Below are 10,080 nucleotides of genomic sequence, written 5' to 3'. Positions count from 1 at the left end.
ATAAAGCCAATTCAGCCGTCAGCAGGCCATTAGCCAAACCACGGACACCGTCTGTTCCAAATAATCTTGACATCAGACCAAGTCTAAATCATCCGATGCACAAACCACTCCCCCACGCGCTTTGCCCATCCTGCGCTCCTCAGAGACACCACGTCGGCGCCCGCTGCGGGCGGCGACGGCACCGTGAAAAGGGCACAAAAAACCCCGGCCGCAAGCGACCGGGGTTTTTGACAGCGTAGAAATTAACGCTTGGAGTACTGCGAAGCCTTACGAGCCTTCTTAAGACCAGCCTTCTTACGCTCGATGACGCGAGCGTCACGAGTCAGGAAGCCTGCCTTCTTCAAGATGGCGCGGTTGTTCTCAGCATCGATCTCGTTCAAGGAACGAGCAACACCGAGACGCAATGCACCGGCCTGGCCGGAGGGGCCACCACCGTGGATGCGGGCCCAAACGTCGTAAGCGCCGTCCAGGTCGAGGAGGCGGAACGGGTCGTTTACTTCCTGCTGGTGCAGCTTGTTCGGGAAGTAGTTGGACAGTTCGCGGCCGTTAACGATCCACTTACCGGTGCCGGGTACGACGCGAACGCGGGCAATTGCCTGCTTGCGACGGCCAACAGCAGCGCCTGAAACGGTCAGTGCCGGGCGTTCCTTCTTGGGTGCTGCTTCAGCAGCTGAGCTTTCGCTCGTGTAGCTAGTCAAAACTTCTTCCTCAGCCACAACGGCTTCGGTGTTCAGCTCTTCAGTATTCTGAGCCACGATTCTCCTTGATAAATATTGGGTTGGTGGCCAGGACTACTGGGCGACCTGGGTGATTTCGAACGTCTGCGGCTGCTGAGCGGCGTGCGGGTGCTCAGCACCGCGGTAGACCTTCAGCTTGCTGATCTGGGCGTTGCCCAGCTTGGTCTTGGGGAGCATGCCGGCTACGGCCTTCTCCACTGCGCGAACCGGGTTCTTCTCCAGCAGTTCTGCATAGTTCACGCTGGACAGACCGCCCGGGAAACCCGAGTGGCGGTAAGCGCGCTTCTGTTCGAGCTTGGCGCCGGTCAGGGCAACCTTCTCGGCGTTGATGATGATGACGAAATCGCCCATATCCATATGGGGAGCGAAGGTCGGCTTGTGCTTTCCACGCAGCAGTGTTGCGGTCTGGCTGGCAAGACGGCCCAAGACAACGTCGTTGGCATCAATGATGTGCCACTGACGGTTGATATCGCCGGGCTTCGGGGTATACGTACGCACGGTTTTTGCCTTCGTTTCTTGTTCTTAGGTGGTGTCACAGATGGTTGACACCTGCTATCTATGCGTTTACCGGAACAGAGGTGAGGGCTCTAACACCAGTCATCCTTACACTTCCCGATGACGCCTGCTCAGTGGTAGTCCTGCAACCGGACCTGAAGCGGGCGCGTGGTATCGAGATAGGACACGCACAACGACTATCAACGATACCTTTAATACTGCCGCCGGGTCAAAGCGAGGATCCACTTTGCACAGAAAATTAATCTAAAACGGCGGCCGGGACGGCTCTGCGCGTCCGGGTCAGGACGGCCCGCTCATGCATTTCGGTCTCGTGAGGATAGTGAACTTCCTCCAAAATGAGTGGGTGGGGAGCCGCCAAAACAGACTTGGCGTCCCGGATTCCCGCGATTAATCGCTCGTGCATCCACTCGGGACGCTCCTGCCCCTCCCCTACTCGCAGGGAGGCTCCGAGCAAGGCTCGAACCATATTGTGGCAGAACGCATCGGCCTGAATATTGAGCTTAATCACACCGTCGGAGTCCTGCAAAAACTCAAAGCGTTGCAGGGTGCGCACCGTGGTGGAACCCTCCCGCGGCTTCGCAAAAGCCTGGAAATCCTGCAGTCCGAGCAGGGGCGTGGCCGCCTGGTTCATGAGCGCTACATCCAGATCGCGCTCGTGCCACAGGGTGATGGCCCGCTGCAATGGATCCTTATAGGTGGAGCCGTCTGCGATGCGGTAGCTATAGCGCCGCCACAGGGCCGAGAATCGGGCGTCAAAGCCCAGGGGTGCCCTCGAGGCGTCCACGATCTGCACGGTGCCCCGCAGCTCGCGTAAAACCATGCCAAGAGCGCCGTTGAGGCGTCTCTTGAGGGAATCCTCGGGGACCTCGTCATGGCCGCGCCGCAGCCCGTCCCACTCTTCAGGGGTGAGGTCAAAGTGGGCCACCTGGCCGCGGGCATGGACTCCGGCATCCGTGCGCCCGGCGACTGTGAGCCTGACGGGGCGCCGCACGATGACGGCCAGGGCCTGTTCGATCACTCCCTGGACGGTCCGCTCGACTGGCTGGATTCCCCACCCACTGTAGGGTCCGCCGTCGTACGCTACGTCCAGACGGGCACGGATCAGACCGCGGTATTCAGGGGTCATCGTGGGGTTGTGCATAACCTCAATTCTACCGGGCGCACAGGGGCCGGGCATGCAGAAGGACCCGCCTCCCACAAGGGGCGACGGGTCCTTCTTGGCAAAACTAAAGCTTTCGCTTAAGCCTTACTTGGTCTCTTCTGCAGCAGCTTCTTCAGCTACTACTTCTTCAACCTGAACTTCTTCAACCGGAGCAGCCTTGACAGCAGCTTCGGTAGCTTCCTTCACAACGGCCTGCTTGGGGCTAACCGGTTCCAGAACGAGTTCGATAACAGCCATAGGAGCGTTGTCGCCCTTACGGTTGCCGATCTTGGTGATACGCGTGTAGCCACCGTCGCGGTTCTCCATTGCCTTGGCAATGTCGGTGAACAGCTCGTGAACGATGCCCTTGTCGGCGATCAGGCCGAGGACGCGGCGGCGTGAAGCCAAGTCGCCACGCTTTGCGAAAGTTACCAGTCGCTCTGCGTAGGGGCTCAGGCGCTTTGCCTTGGTGAAGGTGGTGGTGATCCGCTTGTGCTCAAAGAGCGATGCGGAAAGGTTCGCGAGCATCAAACGCTCGTGAGCCGCTCCGCCTCCGAGGCGGGGACCCTTGGCGGGTGTAGGCATGGTGTTTCTCCTCAAGTGTCAGCCGAACCCTGCGGACACATCACTTGTGTCCGCGGAGCCGGCTAAAAAAATTGTTGTTCGAACTTAGAGTTCGTCGTCGCTGTATGCGTCGTCGTTCTCGTCAAGGGCTGCGGCGCGAGCGGCCAGATCGAATCCTGGAGGGGAATCCTTCAGGGCAAGACCTAGTTCAACCAGCTTTGCCTTTACCTCGTCAATGGACTTCGCACCGAAGTTACGAATGTCCATCAGGTCAGCCTCGGAGCGAGCAACGAGTTCACCCACGGAGTGGATGCCCTCACGCTTGAGGCAGTTGTAGGAACGAACCGTCAGGTCCAGATCCTCGATCGGCAGTGCCATGTCTGCGGCAAGAGCGGCATCCGTCGGGGACGGGCCAATCTCAATACCTTCAGCCGCGGTGTTCAGCTCGCGGGCCAATCCGAACAGTTCAACCAGCGTGGTGCCGGCGGAGGCGATGGCATCTCGCGGGGAGATAGCCTGCTTCGTCTCAACATCAACGATGAGCTTGTCAAAGTCGGTGCGCTGTTCAACACGGGTTGCTTCCACGCGGAAGGTCACCTTCAGAACGGGTGAGTAGATGGAGTCAACCGGGATACGGCCAATTTCCTGTTCTACGTTCTTGTTCTGAGCAGCCGACACATAGCCGCGACCGCGCTCGATGGTCAGTTCGAGTTCGAACTTGCCCTTCGAGTTCAGCGTGGCAATGTGCATGTCAGGGTTGTGGAATTCCACACCGGCCGGAGGAGCGATGTCAGCAGCCGTAACAACGCCAGGGCCCTGCTTGCGCAGGTAGGCGACGACAGGCTCGTCATGCTCCGAAGACACGGAGAGGCCCTTGATGTTCAGGATGATCTCAGTGACATCTTCCTTAACACCGGGAACCGTGGTGAACTCATGCAGGACACCATCGAGGCGGATGCTGGTGACAGCAGCGCCAGGAATGGAGGACAGCAAGGTCCGACGCAGGGAATTTCCCAGGGTGTAACCAAAGCCCGGTTCCAGCGGTTCGATAACGAACCGTGAACGGTTTTCGGAAACTACTTCTTCAGATAGGGTGGGGCGCTGTGCAATGAGCACTGGGTTTTCCTTTCAGCGAGCATCCGCTATATGACGCAACACAGGTAGTGGAAATGACGGCTGACGAGAGTTAACGGCGTCGGAGTTGGCCCCCACCTTTGGTAGAGGCCAACTCTCAAGCAGTAATTCTCGTTATACGCGACGGCGCTTGGGCGGACGGCAACCGTTGTGGGCGCTGGGGGTTACGTCCGAGATGGACCCAACCTCAAGACCAGCAGCCTGCAGCGAACGGATAGCCGTTTCGCGGCCCGAGCCCGGACCCTTTACGAAAACGTCAACCTTGCGAAGGCCATGCTCCTGTGCGCGCTTGGCAGCTGCTTCAGCAGCCATCTGTGCAGCGTACGGAGTTGACTTACGCGAGCCCTTGAAGCCAACTTCACCGGCAGAAGCCCATGAGATGACAGCACCGTTCGGATCCGTGATGGAAACGATGGTGTTGTTAAAGGTGCTCTTAATGTGCGCCTGGCCCAGCGCAATATTCTTTTTATCCTTGCGACGCGGCTTACGAACCGCGCCCCGAGTCTTTGGGGGCATTTTATTCTCCTACGAAAGTTTTAATGAGGGGTCGGCATAAGCTCAAAACCCACGCGTGCCAGAGTGTCGAAAATAGCTCTAAAGCTGTTTTCAATCCGGCTAGCGGGTTTTTTACTTGCCGGCCTTCTTCTTGCCTGCGACGGTACGCTTCGGACCCTTGCGGGTACGTGCGTTGGTCTTCGTGCGCTGGCCATGCACGGGCATGCCACGACGGTGGCGGATACCCTGGTAGCTACCGATTTCAACCTTGCGGCGAATGTCGGCTGCAACCTCGCGGCGAAGGTCACCCTCAACCTTGTAGTTACCCTCGATGTTGTCACGCAACTGAACGAGTTCAGCGTCAGAAAGGTCCTTGACACGGACGTCCGGGGAAATACCCGTTTCGGCCAGGACATTCTTTGCACGGGTCTTGCCCACGCCGTAGATGTATGTAAGCGCTACTTCCAACCGCTTTTCGCGGGGAAGGTCTACGCCAGCGAGACGTGCCATATTTGGCTTCTCCTATGTGTAAACCGGAGGTCGTAGACAGTACACCCGCATATTTTATAGATGCGGCCCTGGCCTCCGACCAGGGGTCCATTGGCTCGGTTGCGGATTGCTCCGCCTTCGTCCAACTTGTGCTGCCTTATTAATTTACTTGCGTGAGCAACTGCCCGGGGTCCTACCTCAAATGAGGAAGAATTAGCCCTGACGCTGCTTGTGGCGCGGGTTCTCGCAGATCACCATGACTCGACCGTTACGGCGAATCACCTTGCACTTATCGCAGATCTGCTTGACGCTCGGCTTGACCTTCATGGCATTCCTTTGCGTGATTGCAGTTGTGGTTATTTGTAGCGGTAGACGATACGACCACGGGTAAGGTCGTACGGGCTCAGCTCCACCACAACTCGGTCCTCAGGAAGGATACGAATGTAGTGCTGGCGCATTTTTCCTGAGATATGGGCAAGAACGATGTGCTTGTTCGTCAGCTCAACACGAAACATCGCGTTGGGCAGCGCTTCAGTCACAACGCCCTCGATCTCAATGACCCCGTCTTTCTTGGCCATATCCTCCGCTAACTTTGTTGCGCCGACGTAGGCAGCCCCTTGAGGGACCGATTCAGATCGGCGTTCGATTTGCTACTGATTATTGTTTGTCCGCATGATCCCGCCGAATGGGCAGGCACAGACAACCAACAACCTACTCTAGTGCAATTCGGCAAATAAGTTAAATCGACTCCTCGACGCCCGGAAAAGGCAGCCAGCTTCCTGCCGGTGTGCTCACGGCGGTGGCTGCACCAATGCCGTCCTCGATCGCCAGTCGCACGGCCTCTGCGGCGGCGCTTTGCAGCTCGATCATGGCCCCCACGGGCATCTTTGGATCTCGCACCAGATTCTCGGCGCCGGTCGAGAGTGTAAAGATCGTGTCGCCGTCGGCCAGGGTGTGCACGGGGTTCAGCGCCCGGGCCATGCCGGCGTGGGCGGCCGTGGAGGTGCGCTTCGCCTCGGCCACCGTGAGAACGGCATTCGTCGCGAGAACCACGAGCGTCGTGTTCAGCCCCTCCCCCGGTGTCGGCGCCTGGATACCCGGACGCCACGGAATCCCGGCCGCGTTGACCACCGCGAGGGCACCCACCACGATCCCGGCATTTGCCCCGCTCAGCTTCAGCGATGCGGTTCCCAGACCACCCTTGAATCTCCCGCCGCCGATGGCAGCCCCGGTGCCTGCCCCCACGTTTCCTCGTTCGACGGCGGACCCCTCGGTGGTGGCGGCAGCGGCCAGGGCCGCCTCGTACCCCAGATCGGCGTCGGGTCTGGCGGCAAAGTCCCCGCCGCGGCCCAGATCAAAGATCGCCGCGGCTGGCACGATCGGGACCACGCCACCCGGGACAGGGAATCCACGAGAGTTTTCCTCACACCACCGCTGCACCCCACTCGCGGATGCTAGGCCATAAGCGCTACCGCCCGTGAGTACCACGGCGTCCACCGTGGGGACGAGTGTTGTGGGATCCAGCGCGTCGGTCTCGTGTGTGCCGGGGCCGCCGCCGCGGACGTCGACAGATCCGATCGTCCCCGGCGGCGGCACCACCACCGTGACCCCGCTCAGCCAGCCGTTGCCCCTGCGCTGCGCCTGTCCCACCCGAATCCCCGGCACGTCCGTGATGGAACCGTGCGGTGTGGACTGGGGCGGGACAGGGTGTTGCTGCGCCATGGTGGGACTCCTAGGGTCAACGGACAGGTCACGAGGTAGCTACTCCCTCGATTATGTCCGGCTCCCCCGGTCTTCGCTATGCCTTGAGGTAGGGCTTGACGTTTTCCTCGTAGGACTTGGCGATGGAGGTCGACGCCGTGGCGAAAGCCTCGGCCGGGTCGCCCTTCTGCAGCATGATCTTCTCCAGTGCCGTGGTCAGGTCCTTGTCGCCGTTGGGCACGAAGACCCGACCCCAGTCCTGCACCCGGGTTCCGGCTAGCTGGTCCACAGCCGTACGGAACTGCGGCGTCTTGGCGTAGACGGCCTGCATGGTCTCGCCCTCCAGCGCCGAGGTGCGTACCGGCATGTACCCGGTGTTAGAGGAGAAGTAGGCCGTGTTCTTTGCGTTCGTGAGGAACTTCAGGAACATGCCGGCGGCCAGCTGCTGCTCGGGGCTCTTGCTGGCCGGGATGGCCAGGCCGGTACCGCCAGTGGGGCAGGCAGCACCCTTGGCACCTTCCGGCAGGAAGCCGGTGCCGATGCCGAACTTGGCGGCAGCGATGATGCCCGTGAGGGAACCCGTCGAGGCAATCGTGCAGCCCGTGAGGCCGGCACCGAAATCGGCCACCTGATCCTTGGCCGTGACGACAGCGCTCTTGTCGTCGTAAATGATCTTCTGCAGGTACTTGGCCGCCTCGATTGCCTCGGGCGTATCCAGTGTCATGGTCCAGTCCTTGGAGTAGGCGCCGCCGGCGCCCCACAACATATTGCAGAACCACCAGGCGGTCCAGGAGTTGCCCTTGCCCAGGCCCAAGGGCGTGACGCCCCCGGCGGCCTGGATCTTGGGAGCCCACTCATCAAATTCGGTCCACGTCTTGGGCGCACGATCCGGCAGGCCAGCCTTCTCCCACACAGCCTTGTTGTAGTAAAACAACGGGGTGGAGCGCGCATACGGAACGGCCCAGTGCGAGTTGGAGAATTCGTAGTCGTTGTACAGCGTCTTATTGAAGTCATCCGTGCCGAAGTCCAGGTGCGCGGCCAGCTTGTCAAGAGGCAGAATTTGGCCATTGATCATGTAGCGGAACCACCACACATCGCTGGCAATGACCAGGTCCGGCACATTGCTGGAGCCCGCTGCGGCCTGGAACTTCTGGGCGACCTCGTCATAGTTCGCGCCGGCCGTGACGAGGTTGACCTTGATGCCGGTCTCCTTGGCAAAGTCCTCGATGATCTTGCTTTCCAGATCTTTGCTCGTGCCGGGGTGGTTGGACCACCACGTGATCTCCTTGGCGGGGGTGACGGAGGCCCAGTCGGTGGCCTGCTCACTTGCTGCTCCCCCAGCCTCGCCGACGGCTGGTCCCCCACACGCGGCGAGGGTCGCCGCGCCACCCATGAGGGCGGCCAGCTGGAGAATCTGTCGGCGGCTGAGGTTGGCAAACGGTGAAGTAGACATACGTAGCTCCTTGAAGAGGTGAAGGGTTGAGCAGTTAAGGATGGTGTATTAGCCGGTCACGGCACCGGAGGTGAGCCCGGTGACGATGCGGCGCTGGAGCAGGAAGAAGACAATCAGGACGGGAACGGTGATCAACACGGTGCCTGCCATGAGCACGCCCCAGTTAGTCACGCCGTCGTTGTTTTGCAGAAGTGTCAGGCCCACGGGGAGGGTCATCATCTCGGCCTTGTCCACGACCAACAGGGGCCATAGGTACTCGTTCCATTCCGAGACGATCGAGACGAGGGCCACCGCGGCGATCGTGGGCGCCGAGATGGGGACCACGAATTTCCACAAGCGGGTCCAGTGGCTCGCGCCGTCGAGCGCTGCCGCCTCCAAAATGGAGATCGGCAGGGTCAGGAAGTGCTGGCGGAACAAGAAGGTGCCGAAGGCGCTGGCGAGCCCCGGGAGGATCAGCCCCTGGTAACTATTGATCCAGCCAAGGTCAGACACCAGCGTGTAGTTGGGGATGATGACGATCTGCTGAGGGACGAGCAGGGCAAAGACCACTAGGCCAAAAATGAACTTCTTGAAGGGAAATTCCAGAAAGACCACGGCGTAGGCGGTCGTCAGGCCCAGGGAGATTTTCAGCGTGGCCCCAACGACCGTCGTGATCAGGGAGTTGATGAAGAAGTTCCCAAAAGGCACGGCGGCCAGGGCGGCAAAGTAGTTGGACAGTTCGAAGGACTCGGGCAGCCATTGGATGGGAACCGTGTAAATCTCATCGCGCTGTTTGAAGCTGGCCAGCATCATCCAGACAAGGGGCAGGATCATGACAGCGACGGCGACCGCCATCATGAGGTAGCCACCAAGCCGGGGCCTGCCGTGCTTCTTCCCCGTTGTCATGGGCACCGCTGGTGGCGTCACAGCGATTTTCTCTCTCACATCGACGCTCATTAGTAGTGGACCTTCTTTTGAATGAACAGCATCTGGACCGCGGTGATCACCAGAAGCACGAGGAACAGGATCGTGGCGATCGCGGAAGAGTATCCGGCCCGCCCGGTAGCGAAGCCCTCTTGATAGATCTGGTACATCATGGTGGTGGTGCCCTCGAGCGGTCCGCCCTTGGTCATGGCCTGGATGATGTCGAAGGACTGCAGGGAGCTCAATAGCGTTGTGACCGAGAGGAAGAAGGTGGTGGGGCCCAGCAGGGGCAGCATCACATTACGGAATGAGGCAAAGGGGCCGGCGCCGTCGAGCGTGGCAGCCTCGAGCAGATCCTTCGGCACTGCTTGGAGCGCGGCTAAGTAAATCAGGGCCACGTAGCCCACGTTTTTCCACAAGTACACGATGATGATCATGGGCAGCGCCCAGCTTGGGTCGTTGTACCAATCCGGTGAGCCGAGCCCGATCCCCTTCAGGACGGCGCCCAACACCCCAAAGTTCGGGTCGAAGACAAAGAGCCATAAAAGTCCGACGGCGACTCCGGACAAAACATAGGGCGCGACAACGACCGTGCGGGCCATGCCTGTGCCGCGCAACTTTCGATTCAGCAGCAGCGCCAACGATAGACCCAGCACCATGCCGCCCGCCACGGTGACGAGGGTGAAGATGACGGTCACCTTGACGACGTTGGCGGTGGTGGGATCGGTGAACCAGTTGCTGTAGTTGCTCAAGCCCACAAAACGGGCCGTCGCCGAACCGATGTTCCACTGCAGCAGCGAATACTGCAGTGACTGGATGAGCGGCTTGTAGGTGAAGATAATCAACAGGGCCACGTTGGGGCCGGCGAACAAGAGGAACAGCAGCCACGACTTCCACGGTGTCCGACGCTTTCGCATCACCACCGGAGGTGTCATTGTCGACATGGT

Annotated in this window: 13 protein-coding genes; all 13 read right to left on the bottom strand. The window is 60.0% G+C overall.

Annotated features, from left to right (window positions below):
* Positions 1-242 precede the first annotated feature (242 nt).
* Complete coding sequence (gene rpsI / locus CVS30_RS02395; RefSeq protein ID WP_110483693.1) at positions 243-755, bottom strand: 30S ribosomal protein S9; 513 nt, start codon at positions 753-755, stop codon at positions 243-245.
* A 36-nt stretch (positions 756-791) separates the two neighbouring features.
* On the bottom strand, positions 792-1,235 hold the full coding sequence (rplM, locus tag CVS30_RS02390) for a 50S ribosomal protein L13 (RefSeq protein ID WP_110483692.1): 444 nt from the start codon (positions 1,233-1,235) through the stop codon (positions 792-794).
* Positions 1,236-1,491: 256 nt separating this feature from the next.
* Positions 1,492-2,394, bottom strand: coding sequence for a tRNA pseudouridine(38-40) synthase TruA (gene truA, locus CVS30_RS02385; protein WP_181419658.1), 903 nt, complete (start codon positions 2,392-2,394; stop codon positions 1,492-1,494).
* A 105-nt stretch (positions 2,395-2,499) separates the two neighbouring features.
* Positions 2,500-2,979 (bottom strand): 50S ribosomal protein L17, encoded by a 480-nt coding sequence (gene rplQ, locus CVS30_RS02380; RefSeq protein WP_110483691.1) that lies wholly within the window; start codon positions 2,977-2,979, stop codon positions 2,500-2,502.
* A gap of 84 nt (positions 2,980-3,063) precedes the next feature.
* A complete protein-coding gene (locus CVS30_RS02375; protein ID WP_110483690.1) occupies positions 3,064-4,074 on the bottom strand; it encodes a DNA-directed RNA polymerase subunit alpha in 1,011 nt (336 codons plus the stop codon).
* Between the two features lie 132 nt (positions 4,075-4,206).
* Positions 4,207-4,608 carry a 30S ribosomal protein S11 gene (gene rpsK / locus CVS30_RS02370; protein ID WP_038464649.1) on the bottom strand — a complete coding sequence of 134 codons (402 nt, stop codon included), beginning with the start codon at positions 4,606-4,608 and terminating at the stop codon, positions 4,207-4,209.
* Between the two features lie 111 nt (positions 4,609-4,719).
* Positions 4,720-5,097, bottom strand: a complete 378-nt coding sequence (gene rpsM, locus CVS30_RS02365) for a 30S ribosomal protein S13 (protein ID WP_044576485.1) — start codon at positions 5,095-5,097, stop codon at positions 4,720-4,722.
* A 192-nt stretch (positions 5,098-5,289) separates the two neighbouring features.
* A complete protein-coding gene (gene rpmJ, locus CVS30_RS02360; RefSeq protein WP_011775570.1) occupies positions 5,290-5,403 on the bottom strand; it encodes a 50S ribosomal protein L36 in 114 nt (37 codons plus the stop codon).
* 29 nt (positions 5,404-5,432) lie between these two features.
* Positions 5,433-5,654 (bottom strand): translation initiation factor IF-1, encoded by a 222-nt coding sequence (infA, locus tag CVS30_RS02355; protein WP_009358723.1) that lies wholly within the window; start codon positions 5,652-5,654, stop codon positions 5,433-5,435.
* 160 nt (positions 5,655-5,814) lie between these two features.
* On the bottom strand, positions 5,815-6,798 hold the full coding sequence (locus CVS30_RS02350) for a P1 family peptidase (protein WP_110483689.1): 984 nt from the start codon (positions 6,796-6,798) through the stop codon (positions 5,815-5,817).
* Positions 6,799-6,874: 76 nt separating this feature from the next.
* Entirely contained in the window at positions 6,875-8,230 is a 1,356-nt protein-coding gene (locus CVS30_RS02345) for an ABC transporter substrate-binding protein (protein ID WP_110483688.1), read from the bottom strand.
* A 48-nt stretch (positions 8,231-8,278) separates the two neighbouring features.
* Positions 8,279-9,166: a carbohydrate ABC transporter permease gene (locus CVS30_RS02340; RefSeq protein WP_110483687.1), complete on the bottom strand. Its 888-nt coding sequence runs from the start codon at positions 9,164-9,166 to the stop codon at positions 8,279-8,281.
* Complete coding sequence (locus CVS30_RS02335; protein WP_110483686.1) at positions 9,166-10,077, bottom strand: carbohydrate ABC transporter permease; 912 nt, start codon at positions 10,075-10,077, stop codon at positions 9,166-9,168. Before CVS30_RS02335 ends, CVS30_RS02340 begins: the two co-directional genes overlap by 1 nt.
* Positions 10,078-10,080 lie beyond the last annotated feature (3 nt).

The organism is Arthrobacter psychrolactophilus, assembly GCF_003219795.1.
Classification (GTDB): Bacteria; Actinomycetota; Actinomycetes; order Actinomycetales; family Micrococcaceae; genus Specibacter; species Specibacter psychrolactophilus.
Note: the sequence above shows the minus strand (reverse complement) of the source record. Positions and strands in the feature narration are given on the sequence as shown.

Coding starts and splice junctions, on each gene's coding strand:
- infA (WP_009358723.1), bottom strand. CDS start 5,654: ATGGCCAAGAAAGACGGGGTCATTGAGATCGAGGGCGTTGTGACTGAA.
- rpsM (WP_044576485.1), bottom strand. CDS start 5,097: ATGGCACGTCTCGCTGGCGTAGACCTTCCCCGCGAAAAGCGGTTGGAA.
- CVS30_RS02345 (WP_110483688.1), bottom strand. CDS start 8,230: ATGTCTACTTCACCGTTTGCCAACCTCAGCCGCCGACAGATTCTCCAG.
- rpmJ (WP_011775570.1), bottom strand. CDS start 5,403: ATGAAGGTCAAGCCGAGCGTCAAGCAGATCTGCGATAAGTGCAAGGTG.
- rplQ (WP_110483691.1), bottom strand. CDS start 2,979: ATGCCTACACCCGCCAAGGGTCCCCGCCTCGGAGGCGGAGCGGCTCAC.
- truA (WP_181419658.1), bottom strand. CDS start 2,394: ATGCACAACCCCACGATGACCCCTGAATACCGCGGTCTGATCCGTGCC.
- CVS30_RS02350 (WP_110483689.1), bottom strand. CDS start 6,798: ATGGCGCAGCAACACCCTGTCCCGCCCCAGTCCACACCGCACGGTTCC.
- rpsK (WP_038464649.1), bottom strand. CDS start 4,608: ATGCCCCCAAAGACTCGGGGCGCGGTTCGTAAGCCGCGTCGCAAGGAT.
- CVS30_RS02340 (WP_110483687.1), bottom strand. CDS start 9,166: ATGAGCGTCGATGTGAGAGAGAAAATCGCTGTGACGCCACCAGCGGTG.
- CVS30_RS02335 (WP_110483686.1), bottom strand. CDS start 10,077: ATGTCGACAATGACACCTCCGGTGGTGATGCGAAAGCGTCGGACACCG.